The organism is Pedobacter sp. P26 (genome assembly GCF_050632135.1).
Lineage (GTDB): Bacteria > Bacteroidota > Bacteroidia > Sphingobacteriales > Sphingobacteriaceae > Pedobacter.
This window is the reverse complement of record NZ_CP192574.1, coordinates 2,572,412-2,589,363: the sequence shown is the minus strand read 5'-3', so window position 1 is coordinate 2,589,363 and position 16,952 is coordinate 2,572,412. Positions and strand designations below refer to the sequence as shown.

The following is a 16,952-nucleotide window of genomic DNA, read 5'->3' as shown; positions in this document are numbered from 1 at the left end:
ATGAGCATAAATATTGGGTTGTTGATCTGGAAAGAGATGAAGGCAAAATCGATGAGTAGAGAACAACTTGCCGGCCAAATAAGCATTAGCAAACACCGGGTAGATACTTTATTAAAATCGACTTCGATAGATACCAGTTTATTAACACGGATCTCCATTGCACTTGGCATTAATTTCTTCGATTACTACCGTAAAGACGAAGATTTGGCTCAATTTGAAATCGATATCCTTGTACAAAGTGATGAGGAGTTAAATAAGCTCAAAAATTTAATCAAAGAAAAAAATAAATTGCTCGATCTTTACGGGGAAACCATTAAAAGCCAAAAGAAGATTATTGATGCACTCGAAAACTTTCGAAAACATTGACAATTTTTTATAACATATTTCGTTAAAGCATCTCTCTAAATCCATAACATCCGTACTAAGGCGCCAACCCCTGTTTGTAAAAGTGACACTTTACTGGAGCAGTAAACCATCAATTAACTGCCGCTTCTTCTCTTTTCATCAGCGTCACCGCGGCTTCGTTCTTCGGTCTGTCGGATTTTTGTATTGCCAAATCGCCAATTGAAACTCAGGGAAACACGGCGGCTCTCAAAAGTACCGAAATCAGTATACTGTAAATTACCGAAGTTAACGCTCGTATATTGACGCTGGGTTTTAAAGATATCACTGATACCGATCCGCACTGAAGCCTGATCATTGAAAAGTTTACGGCTGATACTTGCACTGGCATTGGCGCTGCTTTGTTGCTGATAGATCAGGTTTTGCGAAGCAGAAGTGTATCGACAGCTCAACTGTAACTGGTATTTACTGAACAGGCTAATACGCTGACTGCTGGAGAATTGGTAGCGCCATTTGCCTTGGTCAAGTTTACCCTGGAACAATTCTCCAGAAAAGTGATCGTTGCCGGCATTGAGCTTATTCAACATATTCCACCACTTAGAGATTTTCACCGGGAAGTTCAGGTCGAAATTCAATGTAGTCATTGTACCGGCATTAGCCGGCATTTCTACAAGGATATTGCCTGACTCGCGATAAACAGTATTAAAGTAATCAGCCGCTCGGCTCAGAGTACTGATCAGGGAGATCCTGTCATCTAAAGTATAAGTCAACTCAGCCTGGTCATTGCACTGCACGCGTAGCTGAGGGTTACCCGTTTGCTGGTTGAGTGGATCAAGCACATAAGAAAAAGGTTGCAGATCGCTGTAATCCGGACGTTTGATCCGGCGGCTCAGCGACAAGCGAAAATGATGTTTGGAGCCTGGTGAATAAGTAAAATACGCTGAAGGCAATAAGTTAATGTAACTTGTATCAGGCTTAGTGATTGAACTGGTTTCTCCTTTGGCTTCTGTTTGTTCTGCCCGCAGTCCCAATTGCCAGCCCCAATTTCTCTTAGATTGTGTTAAACTGGTATATACTGCAATGATATTTTCATGGTAATGAAAGAGGTGTTCGTTCTGGGTATTATTGGTTTGTAAACCAGCAATCTTAAGACCTGATTCGATCTTGAGTGTATTTTTCCAGGAATGTGTATAATCGGCTTTAATGGTGCTGATCCTGATCCCAGTAGTCGTTTGATAGTTCAGCTGAGGTTGTAAAGTGGTCATTAATGCAATACTGCCATCTTTGTAAAAATCGGCTCGATCCAGGTCAACAGTCAATTCGGTACCCAGCGTATCGCTATACTGATAGTTCAGATTATAGGTGTTCCAGTGTCGCACGCTAAGATTACAGCTAGTGGTTTGATAGTTGTTAGCACCTTGTTGCGAATAAGTATTATAGCTGTCCGTATTCGTACTGGACTCCCGCTCAATGATGCCACCAAAAGTGTTATTGCGGTTGGCCACATAATCGGCGGTTACACGAAAAACCGGGTCGCTCCATTTATCCAGACTGCTGGTTTGTTGATTGATCATATCCGGGTATAGCTGTCGGATTTTCGTATTTTGAGTCAGATAACCCCCAGTATGCCAGGCACCATAACCGCTGATTGCTAATTTCCCTGCATCATAATTTAATAAGCTGGAGAGGTCTGTCCAATTGTGGTTACTTTGCGAAGTGCTATAGTCTACATTGCCTCCACCCCCTTAGCAACCCCATTGGTTTTGATATTAATAATTCCGGTATTGCCATTTACTTCATATTTAGCAGGCGGATTACTGAGGAATTCTACCTGTTTTATACTGCTTGATGGCATAGCCTTCAACATTTTGGCCAGATCGCGCGCAGTCATCCTCACCACTTTATCATTGATCATCACCTGTACTTCAGACTTGCCGCTCATCTGGATTATATCTTCATTATCACTTACCGTTATACCCGGCGCCAGGTTCACAATATCCAGTCCGTTGTCGGCCAACTTCCTAACCTTCTCATTGACACTGATCACCGTACGATCGGTTTCCTGGCGAATGATAGGCTGGCGAGATATTACGATGATCTCTTTTAATGTATTTGTGTCAGGACTGAGTTGGATCATCATATCTGACCTTAAATTTTTTAAAGTGTCTGTCAGAAATCCTGTATAGGTAATGATCATATAGTCTGCAGTTCCGTTATAGGTGAAACGTCCCTGATTATCGGTCACTGCAATTTTAACTGTTTTAACAGCCTGGTATAATCTGATAACGGCGCCGGATAGCGGTTGTTTTTTCTCATCATTTACAGTACCTGTGATTTGGGCTATTGCATTCAGACTGCAAAAAAGAAATAAATTGAGTAGAATTGTTTTCATATCCCAAAAGTCACTTGCTCATTAAGGCAGGTCGCTTCAAAATATGATTTGGCACTACTAATCTTTTGGATAATCCTTTGGACTCATACCAGTCTCCTTTTTAAAGGCACGATTAAAGGTAGATTTGGAATTGAAACCCGCATCGTAGGCCACTGCCAGCAAGGTGAAATTTTGATATTCCAGCTGTTTCAAGAGACGGATTACTTCCTTGACCAGATAACGGTTCACATAATCACTAAAATTTTGACCATAGGTTTTATTGATGACCTTACTCAATACAGAAGCATTGGTTCCTGCCTTTTTAGCAAGTTCGGTCAAGGTTAATTCCGGTTCCAGATAAACCTTTTGGACATCCATCAGTACTTCGATACTGGCTATCCATCCCAGCATCCAGCTCTGGTCTTCAACTGTGCGAATAGGTTCTTCTATCAGTAAAGGTTGATAAGTAAGTAGCAAGGATGGCTCGAAATTCAGCTTAATGATCGGCTTGGCCGAATAGGCACTGATTGCCATATAGTAAGTAATGATCGCGAAAGCAAAGAAATAATACCACGACCTGATGTAAAACAGGTTAATGAATAAACCCAGTAAATGTTCCGAAAAGAGCAAAATGGTCAGGACGGCGAATGCATATAGGAAGTTACGCAACCATTTAAAACTTGCCGCATCGGCAAAAGAGAATTCGTACCATGAAAAAACAACATACTGCCGATAATAGCGTATGGATAGGACTAAATAAACTATTAAGCTGGCTGACCAGCCCCAGTTATACCAGCTATCAAAATCCGGATCCGTTTCCCCATTCTCCAGGTAATAATGTCCTACAATCAACTTATCCGTAATCACTTTAATTAAAGCCCAAATGATGTAGAGTATTCCGGGTGTAAAATGCAACCAGTCGCGTTTTTGCAAACGGTATTGCACATTGGTCAGGCTTTTTAGATAAAGATAAAGCAGCGGACCAAAAAATAGTGTATGGATGAATGGCGTATAAAATAAGATTTCGCGATAAGGCTGCGTATCATACCAGCCCGCAAATCCAGACATCCATGGAAATATAAAAAGCGCAGATAAAAAAACAAATGTACCTAATAGCCTGTCAGATAAACGCTCCTGCTGGTGTCCGCGTTTCCAAAACAAAAAAGCATAAACCACTAGATGCGTGAAAAAAATGAGTAAAAGCGAACTACGCAGGCCAAATTGGAAAAGCATGAACGAATATACAGGAATTGAAAGGCAAATCACAGTCTAACTGTTTTAGCCACAAAAAACTTATGATGAATCATAAGAACACTGCTTTATTTAAAGATAAAAATATATAACACAGACTGTTTAACTGGGATTTTAAATGAATCAAATCCATTTTTCCATTTTATCTTGCTATGATTTCCAGAATTTAGTTCTTTTTGAAGCAACTATAAATTGCTGATTTTCTTTGCGAACTCTTTTCTCTAAAAAATCATCAATCAGAATGATTGATGCTGCAGCATTAATATTTCCCGATAGCCAGAAGAATATGGGAAATGATTATCCGATAAACAGCATCACCTACGCAGACTCGCGGAATATACGTTTGTGTTAGGATTGATCCACCTTAATATTTCTTCGGCGTTCCGAATTTATCTCAAAGGTGACGAGCCCTATGATACGATTTATACTTCAAAGCAACTACTGGTTACGATCAATGAGGGGTATAAGCAAGTTTATCATTACCTGAATGTCATTGATGGCGAACTGGTGGACGATAAACGAAAGCAATCTTACTGGGTAAAGGATATGGGTCGACTGGTTAGCAAGGAGATTCAGGGGATAATAAATAACTATAAATCAATTACTTTTGCACTAGATGATTATGATAACCTACAGCTGAAGCAAATGACCAAACCTGGAAATCTGGCCATTCATTATGACAAAAATGCTTAGAAGGTATAGGAGCCTTTATTTTATGCGGAAATCGAAAGATTGTTATCGAAGACGAGTTGCGAAAAAGCTGATCAGAAGATTAGGCCAGCCAGTTTGCCCTGGAACAGGTAGTCACTTTAAAGCGAAATGGGGTGACAGCTTAAATGCGGAACGACTTGCCATTTTTGCCAAAATGCCCAGTGTAATTAGCCATCTTTTTAAAAACCTCAATTTTCGGGATGAAAAAGCTTTTTTCGGGCTAGAACAATAGGCTCAAAATGATTCAAAGCCTTATGATATTTATATTTTAGAGTATCATAATTCTAATCCTATGACCAAACACTGTCCTGTATTTCTTTTTCTCCTATTTACTGTTTTTGTGAATTCCGGAAAAGCGATGGCTCAGGACGTACAGTTATCAGGAACAGTCGTCGGATCGGGGCAAAAGCCTTTGGATTTTGTTACGGTATCAGTTTTAAAAATTGATTCCCTCCATCAACTCAGACAAACATTTAGTAACGAGAAAGGCTTTTTTCCTTAACAATCCCACGAGGAGATTATGTATTATTATTGAAACAGGTAGGGCGGGAGATATTCAAAAAAGAATGGTGCTCAGCGACAATACTGATCTTGGTCAAATTAATGTTGAATCACCTATCCAGCTTAATGCCATAACCGTCACCGGTCAGAAGATACTTATTGAACGAAAGGTTGACCGCCTGGTTTTTAACCTTTCTAATTCTCCGGCATCATCTGGCATTAGTGGTTTTGAGGCATTAGCCATGACTCCGCTCATTGATACAAGAGATGAAAATAGCCTAAAAATCGTTGGCAAAAGCCAGGTAGCGATGATGATTGACGGTCGGTTGCTACCGCTTCAGGGAGAAGACATCGTTAATTATTTAAAATCTCTAAGATCTGACAACATCGAGAAAATTGAAATTATTACAGCTCCCCCTCAAAATATGATGCGGTAGGAAATTCGGGAATTATTAATATTATCTTAAAAAAAAATAAAAATAAGGGTCTTAGCGGAACAGTTAGCAATACTTATTCACAACGTAAATATGGATCAGACAATATAAATACCACACTTAACTACCAAACCAATAAATTGGGAATTACAGGAAATCTGGGTGTCAATTATGATAAAGCAATTCCCTACGAAAATTTTGATATCAAAAATGCTGATAACGAATACTTATTGCTGCAAAAAAATGACCGAACGGATATTAAGCATGACTATGTTATCAGCTTAAACACAACCTATACAGCTAGCAGTAAATCCAAATTATGGGTTTCTTATGATTTTCGGCCCCGAAAATCAGATATCGAAATTTCAAGTTCCGCGTATTATCCCGCAACATCTGTAAAAAACGATTCATCGATCTTAACAAACGTTCAAAGAGAACGAAAAATCCAATCACATATAGCCAATATCAATTATGAGGTTAAAATTGGTAAAGACAGTTCAGAAAGGAAACTATCTTTATCCACAAATTATCTTAACAATTTCAAAAAGGAGCCGAACTATTTTGAGATTTTAAACAACCCTCAATTTAACTTTACTAAAACCGATAATGATGTCAGATATCAAATATGGTCTGGCCAATCAGATTTGAACCTGCCGAATAGAGTTGTAAATGTTGAAACAGGCGTAAAGTTTACTAAAATCGAAAACAGTCTTTATCAGGATTTAAGTACCAGCTTAAACACTGCGACCCAATCAAATAACTTTGCCTATGATGAGAAAATTTACAGCGCTTACCTAACTTTGGCTAAGAAGGTAAGCCAACAACTTGAAATTAGCAGCGGTTTAAGGTACGAAAATTCCCAGGTTGATTTAGTGCTGGGTGAAAAGATCAAAAAGTCTTTAGGTTCGTTCTTTCCCTCTTTCTATATCACCTATACAACAAAGGAGCATGGGGTTTATTCCCTGAATTATACCAAACGAATTAACCGGCCAGATTTTCAATCATTAAATCCATATAAATTGTTCACCAATTCAAACGTGTATTCTGTCGGCAATCCGCTTTTAAATCCGTCGATCAATCATAATTTTGAGCTTTCTTACTCTAAAGACAATTTTTCGATTAACGCATTTTGGCAATATGAAAAAAATGGATATTCAAGCATTTTCGGCTTAGATGCTGCAGGAGACAATTACACCACGATTGATAATTTCTTCAACAAGAGTAGTGCAGGACTTTACATTACTTATTACAAATCGTTAACGCCATGGTGGCAGGTACAGGCTACCGGTGATTTTGAGTATCAGCATTCACACAGTTTCATCCAACAATACTTAGGCCAAAGTGGCACCTCATTTTATTACAATATCCAAAATAATGTTTTCCTGAATCAAAAGAAAACTTTCAAAATGAACATCGGATTTTGGCAAAATCTGCCAAGAAATGATATTAATATCCATTGGAAAGGCGCTTCAAATCTAAGTGCCGCGCTTAACTATACAACATTGCAAAAGGCACTGGTGATCAATATTGGCGTTTACGACATCCTGCGAACAAATTTGAGCCGAGGCCAAATGTACAATGATAATTATATAAGAAGCTTTAATAACTATTACGATGCACGAAAGGTAGTTATTGGCATGACATACAATTTTGGAAACAGAAATATTAAAGAAAATCGAAAAAAAGGAAATTTTGAAGAAAATCAAAGGGCTACATAGAATTAGTTCGGGTTCTTTTGATGGTTTAGTAAAGCACAGTTTATGATTAAGATAGACATTCAACGCAGGCTTAACAATGTAAAACTTTAGCCAATTATTTAACATAAATCTTTTAAACAATGAAAAGCAAAATGCTGAAAGACGCTCTACAAAAATTCAACAGTGTTGAGAATGCGTCACAAGGTTCTGACCTTGAGCCAATTACTATCGAAGAAGCCTTCAGGATAGTAGGCGGAACTCAGGAAAGCGTGGTTAAAGACTGTGGTACCTGGGGTGGGGCTTGCACCACCTGGGGTGGTTCATGTGGAACATGGGGTTGATCCATAGCTACATAATGGGCCGCGTGTTGCGGCCCATTAATTTCTTTCACATAACATCTAAATTTTATTACGATGTATAAAGTATCAAAATATCTGATCTTCAGTGATGTCTTGGATGATACACAAGAAGATTCCAAACGAATTGCTTATTCAACACGTACCGGTGAGGCTTTGATGATATCGGATTCACTTTACAATTCAATAAAGGGAAATGATTTTAAAGAGCTGAAATCGCCTGTTCTTCAAACACTCTTCAAAACAGAAATTATAGTTCCGGATGAAGAAAACGAATTCGAAACGATCTTAAACCAAAATATAGAAGCAGAAAAGGACAACAATTCATTGTCTTTTGTAATTCAACCAACAGCAAATTGTCAGCTGGGATGTCATTATTGCGGGCAGTCTCATGCCAAGCATACCATGAACGATGATTTGATCCCTAAAATAATGGATCGGATTTCACACATGTCATCAAAAAAGAGAATTGATTCTCTCAACATCACCTGGTTCGGTGGTGAGCCATTAATGGGATACAGCCAGATCAAGAAGCTGAGTTCAAGGTTTATAGATTTATGTAATGAAGAAAAATGGTATTATAACTGTAAAATTGTTACTAACGCTGTAAGCTTAAAGAAAAATATTTCATTAGAACTGATCAATGACTGCAAGGTAACTTATTTTCAGATCACCATCGACGGAATGAAGGAGTTCCATGATAAAAGACGGGTAACTAAAGTAGACGCTAATGGAACCTTTGATATCATTCTTACTAACCTCTTAGATTTATTAGACCTGGAGGAGTTTAAAACTAATCGATGTTTTGTTGAGATAAGAATGAATATCGATAGTACAAACTATCAGAGCATTCCTGACTTAATTAATTTGCTGGCAGAAAAGCGAGTTCATGAAAAGAACGTCGGGCTAACTTTTGCCGCCATTCTTGACTGGGGAGGAAATGGTGCTTCAAACGACAGTCTTTCAAATGATTTCTTTGCTGAAAAAGAAATTGAATGGTATTTATTTGCAGCATCTAAAGGTTTCAAGATAAACGGTATCGTACCGTCAAGGCAGTTTTCGCCTTGTATGGTAGTTGATCAAAGCGCCGAGGTCTTCGATGCGTATGGTAACATATTTGCCTGTTATGAATTACCTATCACCCCGGCATTCGAAAGCCCGGAATTTAAAATAGGCAATTTAAAGCTCCCTCCCGAAACTGATAATAAGGAGGCTATCCCTCGTAATTGGTTCAAAGACATAAAAAACAATATTTCCTGGTGTCCAAACTGTACGTACTTCCCTGTTTGTGGCGGAGGATGTCCGAAGGATTGGTATAACAGTAAACCGGCATGTCCATCATTCAAATTTAACGGTGGCGACAGGTTGATATTACAGCATTTGCTAAACAATACCGAGAATATTACTGAATTAATTTAGAAGCCCATAAAAACTGACCTCATGAATACTTCGTTATCAGATCATCTACAATCAATTATTGGCCTAGACTATATTCAAAAGCACAATTTAGACAAAAATCATGTCTTTTACTCTATCCACAATAAACTTTTGGGTGAGGTTTCTGCAGATGAAAGAATGAACATATTATTTCATTTTGAGGAAATTAAAAAAATCCTAAGCCGGGCGAGGCGAAGTCAAATGAATGTAGCCAACCTTGCTTTAAAGGGATTGGAAAAGCTCAACCTGACATACACTAACCAAATTGCAGGAATTGGTATGGAGTCAATACACTTACCTATGCTGGCGTATCTTGATTACGTCAATGAAAATTTCGACCTGGCTGAATTGCATTTAACAAGAAGTATAGAGTTATTACAAGTATTAATTGACCACGGAATTGAAGATTGTAAAATAGCATCCCTTGAACAATATCTAAATCTGTTTAAGGTTTATATGAATGTAGGTAAAGTTGACCAGGCAGTATCTATCGTGTTAAATTTACTTTCTTACACAATTGGTTATCCGTCGGGGCCAATAAATTTCTCATCGCTCCGAACACACTCCCGGAACGAGCAATTAGATGTTTTGCATTTTTACGTGAACAGCATATTTAAATTTCTGCTTTTAAAAACCAGGAAGGATACGTTGTTATCTACCTCAGTAAAGGTGGCGGTGCTTGAAAAGTTAGCACTGGACTTACAGTGCTCAGATCTGGACAATGATCTTATCCCTAATCTTAAACAAATGATATTGTTCGTTATAAATGGTAATTATGAACAGGAGGACTTTACTGCGGTCGTGCCGATAGAAACAATTTTTTCTCCTGATGTTCCATCTTTTCTACAATTCCAGATTTTACAACGAATGATTTATCCGGAAAATGGCTTGTTGATTTCGGGAGAAACTACTATTGATATGGAGATATTGAAGATATACGCCAAAAATGTATTGGAATTGACGCTGTAGGATAAACTAGCTATGAAAAAAAAGTTTTGTGCGCAATATGATAGTTTTGATTGCGGTCCTGCCTGTCTTTCCATGATAGCGTCTTTTTATGGCAGGGATTACGATTTGAGATTTTTAAGAAGCAAAAGTTTTCTTAACCGCAAAGGTGTTAGCCTTCAGGGAATTTGTGAAGCGGGTGAATTTATTGGGCTTGATCATTTTTCCGCAAAATTGACGCTGAACACCTTGGGGGCAAAAAATAACGAGGTTAAAATGCCCTGCATAATTCATTGGAATCAAAATCATTTTGTTGTTTTATACAAAATATCAAAGAACTTATTCACCCATAAAAACAAATATTTAATTGCAGATCCGGCCTATGGTGGGCATTTCGGCAAAAATGGCCAGCCGTTCCGCATTTAAACTGTCACCCCATTTCGCTTTAAAGTGACCACCTGTTTCGGGGCAAACTGGCCGTTCTGATCTTTCGATCAGCTTTTTTCGCAACTGGCTTTCGGGAATAATTTTTCAATTTCTGCATAAAATAAAGGCTCCTGGGAGCATATCTACTATTCGGGATGACTACGGTCACTTCGCTGTTTTGAAGGGGGTATGGCGTTTTTTTACGCGTTCCAGTACCTGCGAATGGATTTTGATCGCTAGAAAGGTCTGAATTGAGGATAAATCCGGCAGTAAGATGGATTAAACCGAAAAGTCCTGAGGAAAATGGATTTGGATCCGAAGTGTATATTTGTTCGGAGGGAAAGGAACTTAGATGTGCATCATCCGGTAATCAATTTGGTGGCCAGTTTGGCCCGAAACAGAGGGGTCACTTTCACCGAAATACACAATCTGCTGTCTGTTGAAGAAATACCTATTACTGGGTATTGCCCTGGGCTAAATAAAACCCTAACTTATACTCCAATAAGATCAGACAAACAGAAACTATTTTTCCCCTGAAACCTCTTTTAAACATTTTACGCTCAAAAAATGAAAAAGACCCTTTTGTTCGCAGCACTGTTGTTGACCGTATTCAACTCAGAACTCAAAGCACAGAACCTCTTCCAGATCTCACAGACCCTTTACGACTTCAAACAGCAACCATCAAAATTCAAGGATCATCTTGACTCCATCGGCAGGCTTCTTGCATTGGTAAAGGCAGGATCGGCAATCAAGCACAAGAGCCCAATGCTTGATCAAGTGGAAAAACTCTATGCTACCCAACTGATTACAAATACAACGAAATCGGTCGAGGGAACGGCATTTGTTGATGGTATAATATCAGAACTTTCTTCCGCAAGAGGCTCCTTTAACGGGGGGAACTGGTCAGCCTGTCTGCATCGGTAAGCAAAATGAACGAGGATATAACAAAACTTGGCCAACTGGAGAAAAATCTTTTGATATATCAGGCTCCCCTTGATAGTACGAACAGGCAATTGCTTAAACTGCTCATCCCCAACATCAGTGACACGTTGAATTTATCGGATAGTCAGGCAATAGATAAAAGAATAACCGAAACAAAAGCAGCTATCCAGGCGATTAAGACCATTATCCTTGTCCAGAGAAAACAGATAACAGAAAAGATACTTGAAATCTCCAGAACAAACGTAAGCCAGCTCATAGAATTAAAGTTTGTCAGAAATCTGGTGGAGATCAAGAAAGGAACAGGTATAGCAATCACCGCAAAAGATTACAAAACTGCGGAGGACATTAACACCGAAAAAATGAAGGTAGAAGAATCAACCATAAACTCTTCTGGGCTTACCAATCTAAAGATCCCCTCCCAAGCAGAAATGATAGATGCCTTAGCCACCTATATAGCCAAACGCGCTAAACAGGAGGCAATAGTGTACTTTATGAAACAATGGAAGGATAAATTTGAGAACCTCACCGCTTTAAAAAAACTTTTGCCTGCTACCGAGGCCAAGTTCCGCACTTACGACGAACTTTCAGCACCAAGTTTTGACGGTTCATGGAAATATTCCTTTTCCAAGGACCTGAATATGCTCCCATCAAACGGAATAAAGTTTCTATCTGAAAAATATTCAACATCAGGATCCCTGACCCAAAGGCAAAATATAATTTATTTAAAGGATGCCCAGCGCATATCCACTTTGATCATCAAAAAATACAATTTTATTGAGATTATAGAATCTGTGACGACGATAGATTCCCTGGAGAGCCCCGGTCTAAAAACATTTGCCAATATGATCAGGATTATAAACAATGAATTTTACGACTTAAGAGACCCCAACGGTTACTGGATAAGCCAGTCTGGTTTTAACGCCGCGGTAAACAACCGGCCAGAATCGGTACAGATCCTTATCGAGCTCCTGTCTAACAAGTACCGGGAATTCTCCCTTTTCACCAACCTGAGAACAGACAGCATTTCCGCCATAGACATTGTCAGAATAAAAACCTGGATCTCGGGAACCCTTATTGCCCTAAAACACTTCCAGAACAGTCAGGGAGATGTATCTGGAGTTAAAAAGGATTTCAGTTTCAACAATTATTGGATTGCGTTTTCCGATCTCATCAGTACCACCCTCGGACAGCAGGTCCAGGGGTCTATAATTAAAGGGTCTGCAAGTTTTGCAGACGGCATGGGAGAGACAAGGAAGCTGATTGAGACCTATCAGCTGATCCAGGAAAAAAATTATGCGGCAGCATCTATGTCTACTTTAGAGATTATTAAGCCCTATCTAAATGAACAGACGGACGGTTATAAATCTGCCTCCAGGATCATCGCTTTTATTTCAGATATCCTGCAATCAAAAAATTCAGGGGAAATGGCTGAGGTAATTGCAGCCCACGCACTTCCACCTGCGTCATTCCGCGTCAAGCAGCAGCATACCTCGACCTTTTCCCTTGGTGCATATTTCGGTCCTTATGCAGGACTGGAATATGTGAAGGGGCAAGCAAATAAACTGCCGATGGTCATCGGACTTTCAGCCCCGATAAGCCTTGATTATAGTTGGGCATCTTACAATAAATCCTATATGACTTTAAGCATGATCCTGCTCGACATCGGTGCGGCTGTTTCTTACAGGATCAGCCATGACAACCAGGGGCTACCGGAAGAGGTACGCTGGTCACAGCTTTTCTCGCCAGGACTTGCTATAAGAAGCGGACTCGGCAATACTCCACTTGTGCTAAGTATAGGGGCACAGATGAACCCGCAGCTAAGGGATTTTGGACAACAGGCCAAGAAGGATGCGATAAGATCATACGTTGCTCTTCTTATCGATATGCCGTTGCTCTTTGCGAAAAAAGGCAAAGAAAGAGTAGCAAAAATAAAACAAGCTAAAGACGCAAATACTCAAAGCCAAAAAAGTAAAATTTAAGATTAGGCAAGTCTGGATCTTTAATATCAACGGTGGAATAAAACTCATCAAGTTCTTTGTGTCCTTTCGACTTTCCCATTGAGGTGTGGAAAGCGCGGCTTTATTGGCCGGAACTTACCTCCATACTCCATAAGCCTTTCTTGAAAAGTATAGGCGAAAAACTCATTTCCTCTGTCCGTTTGAATACGTTGTATAGGAAAAGGCATCTGTTCTATTACTGTTTCAAGGAATCTCAAAGTATTGGTTGCTGTTCGCCTGGGGAAGAGTTCAACAACCTTGAAGCGGCTGCAATCATCGATAGCAGTATATTGATAAAGCTTGCCAGCTATATTGCAAACATCCATTTGAATGCGGTCCCCGGGTATTGGCCTGTTATAACGATGTAATCGTTTACGGTAATTTCGTCTTAATTTTAAGTATTGTTTGTTATTCTTGATCAGTATCTTATGAATGGTGGCTATAGAGAAAGAGCGATCATATAAACGCTTCATTTCGTCAGCAATACTACGGTGACCAAGCTTTCGATTAACTCTTAAATCAAGAATTCGGCGCTCGTCTTCTAAGGTTATTTGAGTATGTATTTATGTGGTCTTCTGCTGTGTTCACGAAGGCCATCAATACTAAACTCCTTATACCTTTTAATCCATTTTCGAAGTGTTGGACGGCTGATACCGCAACGCACACAAGCAACACCTGACACGCCAATGGATTCATAAAGCTTAACCCATTTAAGGCGTTTTTACTTCATTGTTCATTGTTGTTATTTATGTTGAAATGTGGTAAAACCATCAGTTTTTCCATCATTTCAACATAAAATTATGGAAAGGATCTCTATGAATCACACAATTTATGATCTGTTAAGGATGGCCACTTCCACCCGCTGCTCCGTAAATCTGTCCGGTTGCGTAACTTGCGCTGTCATCTGCCAGTTGTACATAAATAGATGCCAACTCAGCTGGCTGGCCCGGCCTGGCTAAAGGTGTTTTCTCGCCGAACTGCTCAATGGCATCCTGGGGTTGGCCACCACTGGTTTGAAGCGGAGTCCATACGGGTCCCGGTGCTACGCCATTTACACGGATACCTTTAGGTCCAAGTTGTTTTGATAATGATTTAACAAAAGCTACATTGGCTGCTTTGGTCTGTGCATAATCAAAAAGATTTTCTGAAGGATCATACGCCTGTACCGAACTGGTGGCAATAATCACCGATCCGGGTTTTAAGTATGGAAGCGCTGCCTTGGTAATCCAGAATGGTGCATAGATATTGGTCTTAATCGTAGCATCGAAACTCTCTTCACTCAAATCTGAAAGCGAGTCGACGGCCTGTTGCCTGCCTGCATTATTGACCAATATGTCTAGCCCACCCAGTTTTTCTACCGCGATATTAACCAATTCCTTACAAAAATCACTACTGGTAATATCGCCCGGAATGGCATACGCTTTTTGCCCGGCTTCGGTGATGATCCTCACAACTTCATCTGCATCAGTCTGTTCTTCTGGCAGGTAGTTGATTGCTACATCCGCACCCTCACGGGCGTAGGCGATGGCTGCTGCCCTGCCAATACCAGAATCCCCACCGGTAATCAGGGCTTTTCGACCCTTTAACCTTTTTGAGCCACGGTAACTTTCCTCACCATGATCGGGCTGAGGTATCATTTTACTTACCAATCCGGGAGGCTGCTGGGGCTGTCGCTGAAAGGGTGGCTTTGGATATTGTTCCAATGGATTCTTTAATGCTGTATTTTGTTCATTCTCCATAGTAAGATATTTTAATGTTTCACTAAGGCAACAGGAGAAAATTACCTTTGTTCAAATTATTTTCATTTCCAGACTTCGCCGACACCCTATCTTAGTGATAAACACAGTGCTCAATATTTATGATTCCGATTTTATGGTAAAAACTGATACAGAGCCTGCCCCGCAGTAAAATTCCGCCCATCCGTCCTGTCCTATAATAATTTCGCTATTATCGTGCCCCAGATAATCGCTGAAAATCTTACCTGCAAATTCAGTTCCTATTTCCATGCGCTTGCTTCCCGCCTCACCGTTTGATAAGATTACTGCGAGGCCCGAATTTTGGTGTTCCTCATCTCCCGAACGTGTCCAGCCAATGCAGCTTGGATGATCAAAATAATCCCGCTGAAGTCCATGAGCAAAGGCTTTTCTCAACTGTAGTAATGCCTCTAACTGAGGGAGTGCCGCCATGGTTACTTCATGGTCTTTTCCATCGTCTCCTTTATCGGTGTAAGCTGATCCGTATACATCAGCATAAAAAACGCAAGGGTAACCGGCTTCACGAAGTAGAATAATCGCATAAGCATGTGCGCGGAACCAAGGCTCCACCGTCTGTTCTAACGACTGGAGCGGTTGGGTATCATGGTTTTCAATCAGGGTTACGGCTAACGCTGGTCTGGATGAGACCAGTGATCCGTTTAATATTGTGCTTAGGTCGTATTGTTCACCTTCTTTGCTGGCACGAGAGAAGTTAGCCTGAAGGCTGGCATCAAATAACGACATACGGCCCTGGGTAGCATCAATATAATCCAGCATGGCCTGCGGATCGTTAGGCGACCAATATTCTCCCACCGTAAACAGTTCTTTGCCCGTTTCAGCACGAAGATAGTCTAGCCATTCATTGTAAAAATCAGCAGGCATATGCTTGATGGCATCCAAACGCAGTCCATCAAAACCCGTGGTCTGGTAAAACCACATGCCCCATCGCTTAAGTTCTTCTCTTACCGCAGGATTCCGAAAATCGATATCGGTAAGCATCAGGTAATCATAATTCCCGTTTTCGGTATCAAGCACATCCTCCCATCCTGCCCCATATTGGTTCTGAATACTATACACGGCTGATTCCTGGTTACGTGCGTCGTAATCTACACCGGTGAAGCATTGAAAATCCCACTTAAATTCGGAATATTTTCCGCCCCGGCCAGGATAGGTAAATTTGGTATAAGCATCAATCTCAAAAGCTTCGGAAATAAATTCATTTCTATTTTCGGTGTTTACCTTGCGTACCATAACCGGCTCATGCTCATCTGCTCCACCAAGATGGTTCAACACAATATCTACGTAAACACTTATACCGGCCTGTTGTGCAGACTTGATTGCCTGAAGATATTCCTCTTTAGTACCGTATTTTGTAGCGATACTTCCTTTTTGGTCAAATTCGCCAAGATCATATAAATCGTAAGAATCATAACCAGTTGAATCTTTTCCTTCCATACCTTTATGTGCCGGAGGCAGCCAAATGGAGTCTATGCCCATTTTTTTTAATTTAGCAGCATCTTCCTGCACCTTCTTCCAGAGGCTGCCATCGTTGGGATAGTACCATTCAAAGTACTGTAACATCGTATGATTTTCCATTTTTTTATAAATCTAGTAGTGCATATACCTTCTGAACGGGCCGTTTGTTTTGAATTTGGGCAATCCCTGTAGAATTTATTTTTATAATGAACAGATTGGAGATGCAGATGACTAACCGCTATCCCATTGCGCATAGAAACAGATGAGCACAATCTATCGAACGGCCAAACATTTTTGTTTGCTGCGATCATG

Annotated in this window: 17 protein-coding genes; 10 read left to right on the top strand and 7 right to left on the bottom strand. The window is 40.1% G+C overall.

Annotation, left to right across the window (positions count from 1 at the left end; genetic code table 11):
* Positions 1-366 carry a helix-turn-helix domain-containing protein gene (locus ACQ86H_RS11900; protein ID WP_138821715.1) on the top strand — a complete coding sequence of 122 codons (366 nt, stop codon included), beginning with the start codon at positions 1-3 and terminating at the stop codon, positions 364-366.
* 113 nt (positions 367-479) lie between these two features.
* Here the strand turns inward: ACQ86H_RS11900 and ACQ86H_RS11895 are convergent, their stop codons facing one another.
* The 3 genes from ACQ86H_RS11895 to ACQ86H_RS11885 all read right to left on the bottom strand — a co-directional run bounded on the left by ACQ86H_RS11895 (position 480) and on the right by ACQ86H_RS11885 (position 3,781).
* Positions 480-1,916, bottom strand: a complete 1,437-nt coding sequence (locus tag ACQ86H_RS11895) for an outer membrane beta-barrel family protein (RefSeq protein ID WP_431294972.1) — start codon at positions 1,914-1,916, stop codon at positions 480-482.
* 152 nt (positions 1,917-2,068) lie between these two features.
* Positions 2,069-2,734, bottom strand: a complete 666-nt coding sequence (locus ACQ86H_RS11890; protein WP_431294971.1) for a hypothetical protein — start codon at positions 2,732-2,734, stop codon at positions 2,069-2,071.
* A gap of 57 nt (positions 2,735-2,791) precedes the next feature.
* On the bottom strand, positions 2,792-3,781 hold the full coding sequence (locus tag ACQ86H_RS11885; RefSeq protein WP_168202462.1) for a helix-turn-helix domain-containing protein: 990 nt from the start codon (positions 3,779-3,781) through the stop codon (positions 2,792-2,794).
* A gap of 537 nt (positions 3,782-4,318) precedes the next feature.
* Here ACQ86H_RS11885 and ACQ86H_RS11880 point away from each other — a divergent pair.
* From ACQ86H_RS11880 to ACQ86H_RS11840, 9 genes are all read left to right on the top strand, one after another.
* On the top strand, positions 4,319-4,657 hold the full coding sequence (locus ACQ86H_RS11880; protein ID WP_145315337.1) for a hypothetical protein: 339 nt from the start codon (positions 4,319-4,321) through the stop codon (positions 4,655-4,657).
* A gap of 461 nt (positions 4,658-5,118) precedes the next feature.
* Complete coding sequence (locus tag ACQ86H_RS11875; RefSeq protein WP_431294970.1) at positions 5,119-5,613, top strand: hypothetical protein; 495 nt, start codon at positions 5,119-5,121, stop codon at positions 5,611-5,613.
* 137 nt (positions 5,614-5,750) lie between these two features.
* Entirely contained in the window at positions 5,751-7,328 is a 1,578-nt protein-coding gene (locus ACQ86H_RS11870; protein WP_431294969.1) for an outer membrane beta-barrel family protein, read from the top strand.
* A 119-nt stretch (positions 7,329-7,447) separates the two neighbouring features.
* Positions 7,448-7,648, top strand: coding sequence for a hypothetical protein (locus ACQ86H_RS11865; protein ID WP_138821720.1), 201 nt, complete (start codon positions 7,448-7,450; stop codon positions 7,646-7,648).
* A 72-nt stretch (positions 7,649-7,720) separates the two neighbouring features.
* Positions 7,721-9,082 (top strand): radical SAM/SPASM domain-containing protein, encoded by a 1,362-nt coding sequence (locus tag ACQ86H_RS11860; protein ID WP_138821721.1) that lies wholly within the window; start codon positions 7,721-7,723, stop codon positions 9,080-9,082.
* A 21-nt stretch (positions 9,083-9,103) separates the two neighbouring features.
* Positions 9,104-10,069: a hypothetical protein gene (locus tag ACQ86H_RS11855; RefSeq protein WP_138821722.1), complete on the top strand. Its 966-nt coding sequence runs from the start codon at positions 9,104-9,106 to the stop codon at positions 10,067-10,069.
* Positions 10,070-10,081: 12 nt separating this feature from the next.
* Positions 10,082-10,471: a cysteine peptidase family C39 domain-containing protein gene (locus ACQ86H_RS11850; RefSeq protein ID WP_431294968.1), complete on the top strand. Its 390-nt coding sequence runs from the start codon at positions 10,082-10,084 to the stop codon at positions 10,469-10,471.
* 567 nt (positions 10,472-11,038) lie between these two features.
* Positions 11,039-11,395 (top strand): hypothetical protein, encoded by a 357-nt coding sequence (locus ACQ86H_RS11845; RefSeq protein WP_431294967.1) that lies wholly within the window; start codon positions 11,039-11,041, stop codon positions 11,393-11,395.
* A 5-nt stretch (positions 11,396-11,400) separates the two neighbouring features.
* Positions 11,401-13,392: a hypothetical protein gene (locus ACQ86H_RS11840; RefSeq protein ID WP_431294966.1), complete on the top strand. Its 1,992-nt coding sequence runs from the start codon at positions 11,401-11,403 to the stop codon at positions 13,390-13,392.
* A gap of 47 nt (positions 13,393-13,439) precedes the next feature.
* Here the strand turns inward: ACQ86H_RS11840 and ACQ86H_RS11835 are convergent, their stop codons facing one another.
* The 4 genes from ACQ86H_RS11835 to ACQ86H_RS11820 form a co-directional block, all read right to left on the bottom strand.
* Entirely contained in the window at positions 13,440-13,736 is a 297-nt protein-coding gene (locus ACQ86H_RS11835; protein ID WP_431295383.1) for a DDE-type integrase/transposase/recombinase, read from the bottom strand.
* Between the two features lie 221 nt (positions 13,737-13,957).
* The gene (locus tag ACQ86H_RS11830; protein ID WP_431294965.1) at positions 13,958-14,074 is read right to left on the bottom strand and encodes a helix-turn-helix domain-containing protein; all 117 of its coding nucleotides are present in this window, start codon (positions 14,072-14,074) and stop codon (positions 13,958-13,960) included.
* Positions 14,075-14,249: 175 nt separating this feature from the next.
* Complete coding sequence (locus ACQ86H_RS11825) at positions 14,250-15,149, bottom strand: SDR family oxidoreductase (protein WP_138821744.1); 900 nt, start codon at positions 15,147-15,149, stop codon at positions 14,250-14,252.
* Positions 15,150-15,266: 117 nt separating this feature from the next.
* Positions 15,267-16,760 (bottom strand): alpha-amylase, encoded by a 1,494-nt coding sequence (locus ACQ86H_RS11820; RefSeq protein ID WP_431294964.1) that lies wholly within the window; start codon positions 16,758-16,760, stop codon positions 15,267-15,269.
* Positions 16,761-16,952 lie beyond the last annotated feature (192 nt).

Bases quoted from the DNA above. Each gene is read 5' to 3' on its own strand.
- ACQ86H_RS11820 (WP_431294964.1), bottom strand. From the start codon at position 16,760: ATGGAAAATCATACGATGTTACAGTACTTTGAATGGTACTATCCCAAC.
- ACQ86H_RS11855 (WP_138821722.1), top strand. From the start codon at position 9,104: ATGAATACTTCGTTATCAGATCATCTACAATCAATTATTGGCCTAGAC.
- ACQ86H_RS11840 (WP_431294966.1), top strand. From the start codon at position 11,401: ATGAACGAGGATATAACAAAACTTGGCCAACTGGAGAAAAATCTTTTG.
- ACQ86H_RS11865 (WP_138821720.1), top strand. From the start codon at position 7,448: ATGAAAAGCAAAATGCTGAAAGACGCTCTACAAAAATTCAACAGTGTT.
- ACQ86H_RS11895 (WP_431294972.1), bottom strand. From the start codon at position 1,916: ATGATCAATCAACAAACCAGCAGTCTGGATAAATGGAGCGACCCGGTT.
- ACQ86H_RS11860 (WP_138821721.1), top strand. From the start codon at position 7,721: ATGTATAAAGTATCAAAATATCTGATCTTCAGTGATGTCTTGGATGAT.
- ACQ86H_RS11850 (WP_431294968.1), top strand. From the start codon at position 10,082: ATGAAAAAAAAGTTTTGTGCGCAATATGATAGTTTTGATTGCGGTCCT.
- ACQ86H_RS11845 (WP_431294967.1), top strand. From the start codon at position 11,039: ATGAAAAAGACCCTTTTGTTCGCAGCACTGTTGTTGACCGTATTCAAC.
- ACQ86H_RS11890 (WP_431294971.1), bottom strand. From the start codon at position 2,734: ATGAAAACAATTCTACTCAATTTATTTCTTTTTTGCAGTCTGAATGCA.
- ACQ86H_RS11835 (WP_431295383.1), bottom strand. From the start codon at position 13,736: ATGGATGTTTGCAATATAGCTGGCAAGCTTTATCAATATACTGCTATC.
- ACQ86H_RS11885 (WP_168202462.1), bottom strand. From the start codon at position 3,781: ATGTCTGGATTTGCGGGCTGGTATGATACGCAGCCTTATCGCGAAATC.
- ACQ86H_RS11900 (WP_138821715.1), top strand. From the start codon at position 1: ATGAGCATAAATATTGGGTTGTTGATCTGGAAAGAGATGAAGGCAAAA.
- ACQ86H_RS11825 (WP_138821744.1), bottom strand. From the start codon at position 15,149: ATGGAGAATGAACAAAATACAGCATTAAAGAATCCATTGGAACAATAT.